The sequence below is a fragment of the Klebsiella sp. K-Nf6 genome, assembly GCF_002806655.1.
Lineage (GTDB): Bacteria > Pseudomonadota > Gammaproteobacteria > Enterobacterales > Enterobacteriaceae > Klebsiella > Klebsiella variicola.
Genome location: NZ_PIBN01000013.1, coordinates 102496 through 116239 on the forward strand (window position 1 = coordinate 102496; position 13744 = coordinate 116239).

Here is a 13744-nt window from a genome sequence, read left to right on the forward strand (position 1 = left end):
TTATGTCGCAGATGAACACATCTTCAGCTCCGGTACAATCCACTACGCCCCCAAAGCCACATGGTTTTTTCACCGTGCTGCTGTGGGATACGCCGTGGCGCATTATCGGGATGCTGCTGGTATCGCTGCTGTTTAGCCTGATTGTGGAATATATCGGTATCGCGTTCTTCTGGCCGGATCAGGGTGCGGAACATAGTCGTGCCGTTATGCAGACGGAAAGCGGTTATTTTGCTGAAGGATTTACGCAAAGTTTGCTGCTGTCATCGCCGGTGGTGACCGTACAGAGCTGGATCGTGCTGGGTTATCAGTGGTTATTTGTAAACAGCGGCTTTACTGGCTGGTTGCAGTCGATTCAGACGCCGACTGCCGGAAGCGGCAATGGCGTTACGGATGAGCTAAATGCCTGGAGTGCCTGGGCGGTGCAGGTCGCATATGAATATCTGATGGCGACAATGTATGTGTCGCTGGTCTTTCTGATGCGGGTCACCATTCTGGTGTTGTCAGTGCCGTTATTTATCCTGGTTGCCATTGTGGGGATCGCGGACGGGATGGTACGACGCGATCTCCGTCGCTACGGTGCAGCATATGAGTCGAGTTTTCTCTACCATCATGCCAAACGCTTAGTGAAGCCAGCGATGTATATACCGTGCGTGCTGTATCTGTCTGCGCCGTTCGCAGTGTATCCGAATTTGCTGCTGCTACCGGCGGCATTGCTGATGGGGCTGGCGATTTCGGTGACGATGGGAAGTTTTAAGAAGTATTTATGATATGCCAGAAAGCCGAAAGGAGAGCCTGCGCTCTCCTTTCAACATCACTCTACGACAACAATTTTTTGTTGAAGGGTTAGCCGCTGCCTAACCAACTGATATCTGCCCTTTACAGGCCGACCCCAGTCAGGGTGCCTACGCGGGTCTCATCTGGATTTAAAGAGCGGGGAGACTCAAGCACACTCTATACATCCTTTATACACGCTTGCTCATTTTTGATCAAGTCGTACTACCTTCCAATAGAACTGAACAAACATGCGGCATGAATCGTTGCGCCAGGATATTGCTGTGAAATGATATGTGCAGCTGTGCCTAACGTTGTACCTGAAGCCATGAGGTCGTCAACGAGAAGAATCCGCATTGGTCGGAAGTTTAGCTCAGGTAAAACATTCAGTGATAGCGGTGGGAGCGCATCACGAAGACCAGCAGGAATACCTTTAAGTGAGAAATTACCCTTAAAACCAACTTCTTTAGCCTGCAACTTAATACGGTAGTCGAGGCTCTTGGTTTCTTCGACGCTAATATCTGCGCGATCTAAGAGTCTGAATGCTTCTTCAACCGTTATTTTGCGTAAAAGATTTGCCGTGTGAACAGATCCAAATCTCCTGGCGAACCGTTTTGCCACTATATGACTGATATTATGAGCAGATGGCATGGAAATTGTAAGCTGATAGCCATCAGGCTCTTGTCTTACTATCTGCTCCAGGATGATCCCAAAACTTTCGTACAGCCTCTTAATGCTGGATATGTCAGTTGTAAGTTCTTCTTTTCCTTTCAGGGCATAAATCAAAGGGCAGTTATCGCCAAGTTGCCGTTGTTCACGATTACGTCTGCGCTTACCTGAGAGCAACTGGCGTTTGAAAACGGAATAAATTTTTAGGTCGCCAGAGTGCTCTATGGTGGGATTGCCCTGTGGACGGGTAATTAGCCAGTCACGGCAATCATGATCGACGATAACTTTATGTCCCTGAAGTATTAATCCCACTTTTATTCACCTGACTGGAAGCAGTGACGCAGTATAACAGGGGGGCAATTTCAGCTCCATAAGCGCAATGGAAACATTGTTTCGATTGCGCTTATGGAGCCTTGCCGGGAGCGCAAGCCTGCTTGCGCCGGGGTGGCAAAGAACCCCGATGGCGCATTCTGCGCCACGCCTTACCCCTTCCATAATTTTCAAAATTCCACTTCTGTTTTCTTACTGCCCATCAGGACGCTTTTCGCCACTCTTCCTCCGTACATGCAATCGCATTGAAGGAGGTTTACATGCGCATGACACAACCCCGGGCATGGTGCCTGTTGGGGATTATGCTGACGTCGGGCGTTCAGGCCGCTGAGTCTGACGAGCTGGCGCTGGTAATGAAGCAACTGGATCAGGTGCAGGCCGCGCTGGAACGCGCCCGTGTTGTCGCCGTTCAGGATGGACAGAACGGGCGCTTCTGGTTCGATTATCTGAGGGCAACGCAGGACATCAAGGCGATTCGCCAGGGGATCGGTATCTACCTGGAACCTTCCCGTGCTCAGCCTGTGCCTTCGGCCTCTCTCACCGGTCAGTACCGGATGGAGCGTCGCCCGTGAACGATGCCCAGACCAGCGCATTTAAAGCGGCAAGCGGTAACGCCGATCCCGCACTGCTGAGCAACGTGTTTATTGGTGCGCTGATTGCCCTGCTGATTTTGTGGGTGGGATGGGGTTTTCTGCATGTTTATCGGGGGTACGCGACAGGTCATATCAAAGAGCAGGCTCTGGTACGTTTTGCCATCCGCTCAGTCCTTCTCATCATTATCGCTATCTATCTCTTTGCCAGCTAGGCCTGGCTTTTCTTATTAAGGAAATCACTATGTTTTGCTCTGCATTATCTTCTCTGCGTTTTTCTCTTCGTCTCTGGTGTACTCGGGGTCTGGCCGTTGCCCTGACTGGGGTTTCTGCTGCCCGGGCGGGGTTACCCACTGTTGAAGGTCCGAAAAGCAGCACTGATAGCTCTTTCTACGGTCAGATCTCCGGATATCTCAATGACGGTATCGTGCTGGGCGGATTAATTCTTGCGGCGGTTGCCATGCTGGCCGTCGGTAACGCCATTATTGCGACCTTTGCCGAAGTCCGTGACGGGAAATCAACCTGGGCTAAATTCGGGATGCTTTGTGTCGTGGGGGTGATCCTGATCGTCGTTGTTATCTGGCTGGCGTCTAAGGCCGCAACGGTTCTGCTTTAAGGATGGCGTATGGCGACTATCGAATTTATGCCTGACAGGCTGAATGCTGAGCCGGTGGTGTTCCGTGGCTTCACCACGCCGGAACTGGGATTTACCGCGCTGTTCAGCGTACTGGGCGGCCTCGTGGTCGCCATACCGGTTCTGCCATTTCTCGGCTGGATAGCCTTTCCGACCGTGGCGATGCTGATGCCGCTGGTCACGATTATTTTTGGCGGCAGGTTAATGGCGCGTTTTAAGCGCGGCAAGCCGGAAAACTACCTCTATCGCAGGCTGGATCTGCTGTTAAGCCACTCTGGCATGGGAACAAAAGGGCTGATACAACACAGCCAGGTACTGGCGTTACGCCGTCTGCGTTCTGTGGTTCGCCGTCAGGAGGCCGTTCATGAGTAAGTTTAAAAATGCCCTGAATGCCCGGGACAATCATATCTGGACGCTCCGCACTGCGTGTGGGGTTATGTTGGTACTGTTAGTGTTGTCCATGCTTGGCTGGATGATGTCTCCGCGCAATCTGACCATTCACAATCCCCCCGATCTCCGCTCCGGCAGCTCCCGTCCGTGGTGGGAAATCCCTCCCTCAACGGTGTATGCCTTCAGCTTTTATATCTTCCAGCAACTGAACAGTTGGCCGAAGGATGGCGACGTTGATTATCCATATCGTATCGAGACGCTGTCGGCCTACCTGACGCCGACCTGTAAGGAACTGCTGCATAAGGATGCGAAGCAGCGTAAGGACCTGGGGGAATCGCGGGATCGTGTACGCGGCGTGTCGGAGATCCCTGAGCGGGGCTATCGGGATGACAGCGTCACCATTATTGACCGCGATAACTGGCAGGTTCGTCTGGATCTGGTTACCGATGAATATGTTAACTCCGAGCCGGTTAAACGCTCACTGGTGCGCTATCCGTTGAAAGTGGTGCGCTGGGATAAAAATCCGGAGGCTAACCCGTTTGGTCTGGCGCTGGATTGTCTCTCGGAAGCGCCGCAGCGTCTGGAGGCGGCCCCGGTGGTTAAGGAAGAGAAAAAGGGAGTGTTTAACTGATGAGTTTACGACGATTTTTACTGTCGCTGGCCTGTCTTGCCGCATTACCAGCGCAGGCGGTTGAACTGGTGAAGTGGGAGCGTATTCCGCTGCCGGTATCCCTGCATGTCGGGCAGGAGCGCATTGTGTTTGTGAACCGCAATGTGCGCGTCGGATTTCCGCCTGAGCTGAAGGGGAAATTGCGCGTACAAAGTACCGGCGGCGCGGTGTACCTGCAACCCGGGGCACAGTTTGCCCGTACCCGCCTGGTGCTTCAGGATGTGGAGAACGGCGAGATGATCCTGCTGGATATCAGCGCCGAAGAGGGTAAAAACGTACTGGAGCCGGTAAGCCTGGTGTATCAGGGGGAAGTCTCCAGCTCGACGGGAAACGGTGATGTTGCAACGACCGATAGCAAAGCCCCGATAGTTGGCGAACGGCAGTCCACATCGAAACCGAAAGAGAAAAAATCCACCACGCCATTGCCGGTAGCCTTAACCCGCTATGCCGCGCAAAGCCTGTACGCACCGTCGCGCACGATTGAGCCGCTGCCCGGTGTACATTCCATTTCGCTGGCGTTGCCGGACAGGCTTACGTCATTGCTGCCGTCCGAGTCTGTTGAGGTGAAACCGCTGGCCGCATGGGGATTGCAGGGCTACAGCGTGGTGGCGCTAACTCTGCGTAATCAGCGTGTGGAGAAAGTGGTTCTCGATCCGCGCCGTCTTCAGGGCAATTTCTACAGCGCGACATTCCAGCATCGCTGGCTGGACGCGAGCGGAACGCCGGAAGATACCACGACGGTGTATCTGGTAACCAAAGGGCGTCCTGATGCCGCGTTTCTTCCTGAGCCAGTGAAGGCAAAAACAGGCAAAGGAGGGAAGGGCGATGCAGATTAAATCGAATACCCTGCTGAAGGTTATTGTGCCGGTGGTGTTGCTGTCGGCAGTTATGATCGGCGTGAAATCCTGTGGAGGTTCGAAACAGACACAGGATTCGGCGGATAATACCACTGTTGCCGACCTGACCCAGGAAGAACTGAGCATCCTCGGCATCGAGGGCGATACGCCGCAGGATACGCTGCGTACGCTGGTCGGGCGTATTAAAACGATCCAGACCAATCAGGAGAATCTGGAGAAACAGAATGCCGCGTTGGCCGAAGAAAATGCCCGGTTGCAAAATAAGGGCAATAACGTGGATGGCCGTATTAATGATGCGGTTAACGCCGTCAAACAGGAAAGTACCCAGGCACAGCAAAAACTTCAGGCCGAGCAGCAGCGGCTGGCTGGCCTGCTGGAATCATTGAAAAATACGGTTCCCGGTTCGGGGGCGGGTAGCAATACTCCCGCCGGCAGTGACTTACCGGTCGGGTTGGGGCTGGAAGATGCCGGGCAGGCTGAAACGGTGGCGCAAGGCACGGTCTGGATTGAACCGCAGGATAGTGTGCAACTGGATCGTAACGGTAAACCGGTGACCGGCGCGGCTGCCGCGACCAATGGCACCGGCACATTCCAGTTCCCCACGGCGTTTGGTGGGCTGAATGATAACGAGATCACTCGCCAGAAAGCGGAACTGGATCGTAACGCAAAAAACCAGCAGAGCATCGAAGAAACCGAACTGCCCGTCTATACCCTGCCGGAGAACTCCACGCTGGTTGGTAGCCAGGCCATGACTGCATTGCTGGGACGTGTGCCGATTGATGGCAAAGTCACCGATCCCTATCCCTTCAAGGTACTTATCGGTAAAGAGAACCTGACTGCCAACGGCGTCGAGTTGCCGGATGTTGAAGGCGCTATCGTGTCCGGTACGGCCACTGGTGACTGGGTTTTGTCCTGTGTACGTGGTGACGTTCACTCCATTACGTTTGTTTTCACTGACGGCACGGTACGCACAGTGCCGCAGTCGGCAAAATCCAGCGATGGCAGTAACGGGAAATCCAATGGCGGCAGTATTGGCTGGCTGTCCGATGAGCACGGCATTCCCTGCCTTTCCGGCGACCGTAAAACCAACGCTGCAACCTATCTCCCTACGCTGTTTGCACTCTCTGCCGCCGGTGCCGCATCGGACGCGATGGCCGAGAGTCAGACCACGACAACCACTGACGGGACATCTATCACCAGTACGCTGACCGGCAGTGCCGGACAGGCTGCGCTGGGGAAAGCGTTATCAGGTGGCACGAACGAGCTGGCCGACTGGGTGAAGGCGCGATACGGCCAGATGTTTGATGCGATTTACGTTCCTCCTGGCGCGAATGTTGCTGTGCATATCACCCGTCAGATCCCGATTGATTACGAAGAGAAGGGTCGTAAGGTCAAATACGATTTTGATGTCAGCCAGCAACACGAGCTGGATTAAGGAGAGAACATGAAAGGATACGGTTTATTCATGCTGGTCGCGTTGTTGCTGAGCGGTTGCAGTACCTCTAAAGATGAAATGCTGCCGCCCGGCGACAGCACCATGCTGGATATGTGGCAGAACAAGGCCAGCAGCGCCCGGACCACAACCGAAGCGCGTAGCGTGTTACGCCGGGGGCTGACGGATGCCGATCTGGCAACCCGTCAGTCGCTGGAAGAGAGCTATACCCGCGATGCTCAGAATGAAATCCAGCAGCTTTTCCCGCGCCTGCCAAACCCGGATATGGTGATTTATATCTACCCGCATATGGCGGGTAATGAACCTGCGCCAGTGCCGGGTTACAGCTCTGTCTTCTCTTTTTACAGCCGGGTGCAGTATGCGTTACCTGGCGAGCGGCTGGAGGCTCTCTGATGTTCAGTTTGTTCACGAAAAAACAGTCGCAGCCCGTTGCCGGTGAATCATCCCGCCCTGATCTGAAAAAGAGCGGCAGGCTGACGCAGGACGGTGTGCGCTCACTGTACCCCAATAACGCCTCGTTCATCGACTTCCTGCCGTGGGTGGAATACCTGCCGGAAAGCCAGAGCCTTCTGCTCGATGATGGTGTTTCGGTGGGCGCCGTATTTGAAGTGGTGCCGGTGGGAACCGAAGGGCGTACCGGAGAACGCCTGGAAGAGATCCGCGATATCGTTGAGGATGCGCTTCAGGACAGCTTTGACGAGCGGGACAGCCATCCGTGGGTCATTCAGTTCTTTTGTCAGGACGAAACCGATGTGACGGAATACATCGATAAGCTGCGTGGCTATGTCAAACCGTGGGCGCAGGGAACAGCATTCACCGCTGCGTACCTGCATGAGATGGAGCGTCATATGCGCGGCATCGCCGTGCCGAAAGGCCTGTTTATTGATAAAGCCGTCACCGGCGCACCGTGGCGCGGCCAGCAGCGCCGTACCCGGATGGTGATTTATCGCTATGTCAATCCAGGTGTCTCTGAGCCGTATTCACCGGAAGAGCAACTGAATCAGGTTTGCGAGAGGTTATCTTCGGCGCTGGCCGGGGCGGGGATTGTGACTGCCAGGCAGAACGGCGAGCAGATTCATGCCTGGCTGCTGCGCTGGTTTAATCCTGAGCCTGAGTGGGTGGATAAGGAGACGTTGTACAGCACGGCGGCACATGTTGATACCCGCAACGGCGAGCTGCCGGTGCTTAACGATTTCAGCGAAACGCTGATGTTTACGCCGCCGCGATCCGATGTGGAGAACGGTGTGTGGTGGTTCGATGAGCGGCCGCATAAAGCGGTCAGCATCGATCGCATCCGTCGAGCGCCATCGGTCGGCCATCTTACCGGCGAAACCCGCAAAGGGGAGAACATCAACGCGCTGATGGATTTGCTACCGGAAGGAACGGTGTTCTCCCTGACGCTGGTCGTGCAGCCGCAGGATGTGCTGGAAGAGCGCTTCAACCACCTGGCGAAAAACGCCATTGGCGAGAATACCGAATCAGAGCGCGTCCGCGCCGATGCCGATACGGCAAAAAGTTATCTGGGTGAACGGCACAAACTGTATCGCGCCAGCATGACTTTCTTTCTCTCCGGGGAGTCACTGAAAGTCCTCAATAGCCGCCAGCGCGACCTGACGGCTATTCTCCTGAACGCCGGATTGCAGCCGGTGAAGCCGGAATACGACGTTGCGCCGCTGAACGGCTACCTTCGGGCGCTGCCAATGTGCTTTAACCCGACGCTGGATAAAAAGAACTGGTACACCCGCCTGACGTTTGTTCAGCATATGGCAAATATGCTGCCGGTGTTTGGCCGTGACACTGGCACCGGTCATCCGGGATTTACCTTCTTTAACCGGGGCGGTGCGCCGCTGACGTTCGATCCGCTCAATAGTGCCGACCGTTCTAAAAATGCGCACCTGGTACTGTTTGGCCCGACCGGCTCGGGTAAGTCCGCGACGCTCAACAGCCTGTTTGCTCAACTGATGGCTATTCACCGGCCACGTCTGTTTATTGCTGAAGCGGGTAACTCGTTTGGCCTGTTTGCCGACTACTGCGCGGAGCTGGAGTTGTCGGTGAACAAGGTCAGTATCAAACCGGGGTGTGGTATTTCGCTGGCTCCGTTTGCCGATGCGTACAAGTTGATTGAAACGCCGGTGAAAAATATTGATGAGAGTGAGCTGAGTGAACGTATCGAGGTGGAGGAAACGGACGGTGATGCGGAGGAAGAGCGAGATATTCTGGGGGAGCTGGAGATTGTGGCGCGTCTGATGGTAACCGGTGGGGAAGCCAAAGAAGAGGCACGGCTGGAGCGTGCCGATCGGGGCATGATGCGCGAGGCGATCCTGGCCGGGGCGCGTAAGGCCTGGAATGAAGACCGGCAGATGATCACCGGTGACCTTCAGGATGCGTTTTACGCCTTCGCGCAGGATGAGTCTCGCCCCGAGGTTCGCCGCGCCCGGGCGCAGAACATGGGTGAATCGCTGGGCGTATTTATGCAGGGCTTCCTGGGCGAACTGTTTAACCGTCCCGGGCAGAACTGGCCGGAAGCGGATGTCACGCTGATTGACCTGGGTACGCTGGCGCGTGAAGGCTATGAAGCGCCGCTGGCCGTGGCCTATACCTCACTGGTTAATACTATCAACAACATCGCCGAACGTGACCAGTTTCTGGATCGGGAGATCGTCTTCCCGACCGATGAGGCGCATATGATCACCACTAACCCGCTGCTGGCTCCGTATGTGGTTAAGGTGGTGAAGATGTGGCGTAAGCTCGGCGCGTGGTTATGGCTGGCAACGCAGAACCTGGAAGACTTCCCGGCCACGGCTAAGAAGATGCTCAATATGATTGAATGGTGGCTGTGTCTGGTAATGCCGCCTGAAGAGGTGGAAGAGATAGCCCGCTTTAAAAAGCTCACTGCCGAGCAAAAAGCGATGCTGCTCTCCGCGACCAAAACGCCGCGCTGTTACACCGAAGGCGTGGTGCTGGCAAGCCGTATTGAAGCGTTGTTCCGGGCTGTGCCGCCGAGCCTGTATCTGGCGCTGGGCATGACCGAGAAGGATGAGAAGGCGGCGCGTCGGGCGCTGATGGTTGAGCATGGTATTAGCGAGCTGGACGCAGCGAAGCGTATTGCGCATCAACTCGATATTGCCCGTGGGATTGCCACTAAGGAGGCGGCATGATGCGATTCAGATCCACAGTGCTGGATGTAGTGGACGGTAATATTTCCAGTACCGGCGTGTTGTTTGATGCGCCGCCACAGGGCAATCCGCGAATCAGCCAGCACCATCATGCGCAACTGGCGGAATTATGCCGGCAGATCCGCGAGCGGGTGGGAGAGAAGGCGACGTTTACCTGTTCACCTCATCGCGTGGCCGGGCATAACTGCCTGGCTGTTCAGGTGGTGGGGAAGTTGGGTACGGTTAACCTGCTGCTGACTGTAACCGGCAGTCTGCGCTGGCCGTTGGCGGAGGATTACGAACATGCACCACGCTGGTATATCAATGTGTCTGATGCGGTGGATGCTGCTTATTTGTTGCAGGAAGTAGTAAGGGTTTTATAAAAAATAAGCTCCAGCCAGAAAAATCTGGAGCTTATTTTATCAATTATTATTTTCCACAGTATGGGCAGCCGCCTCCCAAGGGGCCAAAGTTCATCGTCGTAGATTTGCGAAGTGAGGCGCTTTCGTTAAACGACTCCAACGCGATTTCTTCTTTTCTTTTTTCATCAGAATTTTGGAAGTTATTAATTAATTTGATAGCCTCATCTCTTTCGGCTTTTGTTAATGTAGACCATACTGCTAGAACTCGCTTCGCTTTATCACTCATTTATATTTTCCTTAGAATTTACCACAAGTGGTACATGTAACTTTTTTTGCGGACATTGAGGTGGGTTGAGTCCCACAGGTTGCACATTTTCGACGGTATTGAATCAGGCTCGCTCTCATCATTCGTCTTTTATCTTTTTCTGAGACATCTTGTGATCTGTCATATTGCTCCTGTATACGATCACGTTCTATAAGAGAACGGAACTTCTCTTCTGCATCAGTCCCTGAGTATTGGGATAAATCATGCCATTTATTTTTTAAATCATTGTTTGTTTTACAGGCGTATTCGGATGCTGTAAGTTTTTCTTCCCAACGAAAAACTAGAGACCATAGAGTCATAATGAATAGCGGGACGCTTAATATCCCACTAATAGAAACAATAATTGGTAATAACTTTTCATCTGTTGCTACCATTGCAATTCCACCAACGCTTAAGGGTACAGCAAGGGATAGAAAACTAAGTATGCGTAATCGAAAACGGAAATTTCGTGTCCGGGATTCGAATAAATAAGCGGTTCCATAGGCATAAATTTCCTGCTCTAGGCAGCGATTGGTAAAATTTGGATCAGCCATTGTTCAGTATCCTTTTCATTAGGGCTAAGAAAACCCAAATCAAGATTTGAAACGTGAATTTTACACTTTACGTGGCTGTTATGCGACCCCATAAAGTCCCCCACTTTTTTGTGAGGAGCGAAGTAATTTCAAGTGGGAATTTTCGAATTCTCATTTGTGTTTGTTGATAGTTTCCCATTTCAGGTCTGTGCACCCTGTGATTTTCCTCATCAAAGGAGTGCGTTATGACCCCCTCAGAGTTCCTGATCCCACTGCTGACGGTCGCTGCTCAGGCACCGGCAGCGACCGTCGTCTACACCGACAGCCATAATCCCCCATTGAATGCTGCCAGCATCCAGGTGCTTTACCTGGATGCTCCGGATACCGTTCAGCGCCAGCTGTTTGGTGAGTTGCCTGCTGATCCAGTGCAGGCAGCACAGATCGCAAAAAACATCATCCAGTCTCCAGAGTGGCAGCAAAAACAGCAAAAAATAGGACTGGCCTACCAGGGCGTGCTACAGGCATACAGCCTTAAGCTGGCGAAGTATCCCGCCGTGGTGTTTGACGATCGCTACGTGATTTACGGTACGGCGGACGTTGCGGTGGCTGAAGCCCGCCTTGCTGAATTTCAGGGGGCGCGGTGATGAAACAGCTTCGACAGCACCGACTGGGGATTGCGTTAGCGTTGGGTTGTGCAGCTCACCCCTTTGCGGCCGGAGCGATTAACTCCGCGCAGATCATCGCCAGTGCGCTATCCCCCCAGTGCCTGGAATACAAAATCGTCGGCATTTGCTACTGGCTGCTTTGTACGCCTGTAGGCTGCGTTGTAAAGACTTCCACCAAAGTACGCCACTACATCCCTAACGCGGTTGTTTCCAGCTACAACCAGACGGGAAGCAATCCCTGGACGGAAATGTCGTTTCTGGGAACTGGCCTTTCCGGTATTGCCGAAGGGGGCGGCGCGAACGAGCAGAAACGCGTTGAGCGGAAAGATAACCTGCAATTTAAAAATGCTGATGTTATCGGCCATCCGGCGCTGGCCGCTCCCGTCTTCAATAAGTTCATGGGGCAGATGGGGTATACCTGTTCCAGCTCTGCCACGGCGTTGATGCCGTATCTTCTCAGTACCCTGGATGCAGTAATGTGGCGTTCTGGTTTACCAGAGTCGTTTTATCCCGAAGCATTGACACCCGGGCTGCGAGAAATCGGTTCTACAACTGGCGGCAATATGTGGGGGAATGTCTACCCCCGCAGCGGGTTTGTTACTCAGGTTGATGACTATAAAGCGGCAGCTGTTGTCGCGCAGCGTGCGGCAGATGTTGTCACCCGAACCGGGCAAATACACGTTTATCAACCCATGACGGCCAGTGCCAGCCCGGGCTACTGGCCTCCTTCGCCGGTCACGGAAAACACCGGCACCCGCAATCATAAATGGCAGCAGCTCACGCCGTCGCTGTCCACATCCTGCGCTGTTTTCCCGGACAGCCCCAATCCCATTGCAACCGATGGTAATTACGCCTGGGCGTTATGGCAACCCTACAGTTGCTGTAAGCGACGGGGCCAGACGTTCCTCTACAGCATCGATTATCAATAACAAGGAGAGTTGAGTATGACGAATAAACGCATCGTTTTTGTAGGTGTTCTGATGGGATGCTTTGCGCTGAGTCTCCCGGCCCGGGCGGTTTTCGATCTGGATAGTGATGTGATTAACACCGATTCCAGTAAGGGGCTGAAAGGCGCGGTTAACGATAACCTCTTTTATACCATCGGTGGTGGGACGGTGATATCGCAGCCGCCCAGCAACAACAATATGGAAAAACTGGGCATGGGGATTAGCTGGAACAGCGATCTGATGTGCGGCAATTTTGATATCAATACTACCGTTAAAAACCAGCTCAATGGCGCGACCAGCGGCTTTAAGGACATGATGAGCAACGTGATCAGTAGCGCCACCGGCGCGGTTGCAAGTTTGCCTGCGATGATCATCCAACGAGCAAACCCGGGCTTGTATGAACTACTGACCAACGGCGTGCTTCAGGCCAATGTCTCGTTTGATAAAGCCCAGCTCAATTGCCAGAACATGTCGAAGAAAATGGCGGATTACACCACGTCCAGCCAATGGACGCAGGCGGCGATAGGGGAAGAGTTCAAAAATATCGTCTCCACAACGTCGGATGCGGTGGCTGCGGATAACCAACTAAAAACCACCACCGGCAAAGAAGGGGTGAAGTGGATTGGTGGGCAAAAACGTGGTGGCAGCGGCCAGCCTGCAATTAAGCCCACGCATGACCTGGCAAAAGCGGGCTTCAATATTCTGAATAAGCAATCTGTTACCAGTAGTGGCGGCGTCAGCGGCTCGGCCTGTAATGGTTCTTTGTGCAAGAAGTATAAGACCAGCGAAGAGGCGGCGGAAGCCGTTGTTAAAGTGCTGGGTGACAGGGCGATTCGTACCTGTTCCGAGGCCAGCGATTGCAGCAGCGGCGGAGTGGAAAACGAACCTGGCGCATCAACTGCCGGCGTCGGTTTTTCGCCGATGCTGGAAGAAACCACGCAGGAGAATCTTGAAATCCTTGTGAAGCTGGTTAACGGAAACCTGACGCCCAATGCAACTAATCTGGCGACGCTGAAAACGGGGGATCTGGTCGTATCTCGCGGTGTTATTCAGGCGCTGAAGGATGACCCGGATAATGCGGCTTTAGTACAGCGTCTTGCCAGCGAGCTGGCGATGTCAGAGACCATTTCCACCGCGCTCGGTATGCGCCGGATGTTGATGGCCGGTCAGTCGGAACCAAATGCGGCGGATCAGACAATGGCGCTTGACGAGTCCGACCGCCGTCTGGAGTTCCTCGACCGTGAGGTGATGGCGCTGAAAAACGAAATGGAGATCCGTAAAGCCATCAGCAATAACTCCATTCTGGTCACCCTGACGCGCCAGGAAAGCCGCGAGGCCGATCATGGTCTGCGTCAGCCGGTGCAGCAGAATGATGACGCCATGCAGAACCTGAATCAGAAGGTGGAGGAATAAG

The 13744-nt window shown here is 53.8% G+C and carries 17 protein-coding genes; 14 read left to right on the forward strand and 3 right to left on the reverse strand.

Translation table 11 applies throughout. The features are described 5' to 3' along the window. Nucleotides 1-2 precede the first annotated feature (2 nt). Nucleotides 3-767, forward strand: coding sequence for a TIGR03747 family integrating conjugative element membrane protein (locus CWM61_RS20190; RefSeq protein WP_064407024.1), 765 nt, complete (start codon nt 3-5; stop codon nt 765-767). A gap of 229 nt (nt 768-996) precedes the next feature. Here CWM61_RS20190 and CWM61_RS20195 read toward each other — a convergent pair whose 3' ends face one another. Then, nucleotides 997-1692 (reverse strand): phosphoribosyltransferase, encoded by a 696-nt coding sequence (locus tag CWM61_RS20195; protein ID WP_410341942.1) that lies wholly within the window; start codon nt 1690-1692, stop codon nt 997-999. A gap of 338 nt (nt 1693-2030) precedes the next feature. Here CWM61_RS20195 and CWM61_RS20205 point away from each other — a divergent pair, with 338 nt between their 5' ends. From CWM61_RS20205 to CWM61_RS20250, 10 genes are read left to right on the forward strand one after another with little or no spacing between them, the layout of a single operon-like run. After that, nucleotides 2031-2342 carry an RAQPRD family integrative conjugative element protein gene (locus CWM61_RS20205; protein WP_023218694.1) on the forward strand — a complete coding sequence of 104 codons (312 nt, stop codon included), beginning with the start codon at nt 2031-2033 and terminating at the stop codon, nt 2340-2342. After that, nucleotides 2339-2575 (forward strand): TIGR03758 family integrating conjugative element protein, encoded by a 237-nt coding sequence (locus tag CWM61_RS20210; RefSeq protein WP_100631805.1) that lies wholly within the window; start codon nt 2339-2341, stop codon nt 2573-2575. Before CWM61_RS20205 ends, CWM61_RS20210 begins: the two co-directional genes overlap by 4 nt. Nucleotides 2576-2604: 29 nt before the next feature. Next, nucleotides 2605-2976, forward strand: coding sequence for a TIGR03745 family integrating conjugative element membrane protein (locus tag CWM61_RS20215; protein WP_087605485.1), 372 nt, complete (start codon nt 2605-2607; stop codon nt 2974-2976). A gap of 9 nt (nt 2977-2985) precedes the next feature. Next, complete coding sequence (locus CWM61_RS20220) at nt 2986-3366, forward strand: TIGR03750 family conjugal transfer protein (RefSeq protein ID WP_100631806.1); 381 nt, start codon at nt 2986-2988, stop codon at nt 3364-3366. Next, entirely contained in the window at nt 3359-4015 is a 657-nt protein-coding gene (locus CWM61_RS20225; RefSeq protein ID WP_023157808.1) for a PFL_4703 family integrating conjugative element protein, read from the forward strand. The genes CWM61_RS20220 and CWM61_RS20225 overlap by 8 nt, the downstream gene beginning before the upstream one ends. After that, nucleotides 4015-4890: a TIGR03749 family integrating conjugative element protein gene (locus tag CWM61_RS20230; protein ID WP_100631807.1), complete on the forward strand. Its 876-nt coding sequence runs from the start codon at nt 4015-4017 to the stop codon at nt 4888-4890. The genes CWM61_RS20225 and CWM61_RS20230 overlap by 1 nt, the downstream gene beginning before the upstream one ends. Beyond that, nucleotides 4880-6346: a TIGR03752 family integrating conjugative element protein gene (locus tag CWM61_RS20235; protein ID WP_100631808.1), complete on the forward strand. Its 1467-nt coding sequence runs from the start codon at nt 4880-4882 to the stop codon at nt 6344-6346. The genes CWM61_RS20230 and CWM61_RS20235 overlap by 11 nt, the downstream gene beginning before the upstream one ends. Before the next feature lie 9 nt (nt 6347-6355). Further along, entirely contained in the window at nt 6356-6757 is a 402-nt protein-coding gene (locus CWM61_RS20240; RefSeq protein ID WP_100631809.1) for a TIGR03751 family conjugal transfer lipoprotein, read from the forward strand. Further along, nucleotides 6754-9522 carry a conjugative transfer ATPase gene (locus CWM61_RS20245; RefSeq protein WP_165785293.1) on the forward strand — a complete coding sequence of 923 codons (2769 nt, stop codon included), beginning with the start codon at nt 6754-6756 and terminating at the stop codon, nt 9520-9522. The genes CWM61_RS20240 and CWM61_RS20245 overlap by 4 nt, the downstream gene beginning before the upstream one ends. Next, nucleotides 9519-9902 (forward strand): hypothetical protein, encoded by a 384-nt coding sequence (locus tag CWM61_RS20250; RefSeq protein ID WP_100631811.1) that lies wholly within the window; start codon nt 9519-9521, stop codon nt 9900-9902. Before CWM61_RS20245 ends, CWM61_RS20250 begins: the two co-directional genes overlap by 4 nt. A gap of 46 nt (nt 9903-9948) precedes the next feature. Here the strand turns inward: CWM61_RS20250 and CWM61_RS20255 are convergent, their stop codons facing one another. Both CWM61_RS20255 and CWM61_RS20260 read right to left on the reverse strand, forming a co-directional pair. Beyond that, entirely contained in the window at nt 9949-10167 is a 219-nt protein-coding gene (locus tag CWM61_RS20255) for a hypothetical protein (RefSeq protein ID WP_100631812.1), read from the reverse strand. 11 nt (nt 10168-10178) lie between these two features. Beyond that, nucleotides 10179-10739, reverse strand: coding sequence for a mobilome CxxCx(11)CxxC protein (locus CWM61_RS20260; RefSeq protein WP_100631813.1), 561 nt, complete (start codon nt 10737-10739; stop codon nt 10179-10181). A 224-nt stretch (nt 10740-10963) separates the two neighbouring features. Here CWM61_RS20260 and CWM61_RS20265 point away from each other — a divergent pair, with 224 nt between their 5' ends. Genes CWM61_RS20265 through CWM61_RS20275 form a run of 3 tightly spaced genes read left to right on the forward strand, consistent with a single transcriptional unit; the run spans nt 10964 to nt 13743 of the window. Next, nucleotides 10964-11362, forward strand: coding sequence for a TIGR03757 family integrating conjugative element protein (locus tag CWM61_RS20265; RefSeq protein WP_100631814.1), 399 nt, complete (start codon nt 10964-10966; stop codon nt 11360-11362). Then, on the forward strand, nt 11362-12312 hold the full coding sequence (locus CWM61_RS20270) for a TIGR03756 family integrating conjugative element protein (protein ID WP_100631815.1): 951 nt from the start codon (nt 11362-11364) through the stop codon (nt 12310-12312). Before CWM61_RS20265 ends, CWM61_RS20270 begins: the two co-directional genes overlap by 1 nt. 15 nt (nt 12313-12327) lie before the next feature. Beyond that, nucleotides 12328-13743 (forward strand): integrating conjugative element protein, encoded by a 1416-nt coding sequence (locus CWM61_RS20275; protein ID WP_100631816.1) that lies wholly within the window; start codon nt 12328-12330, stop codon nt 13741-13743. The last annotated feature ends 1 nt before the right edge of the window (nt 13744 follow it).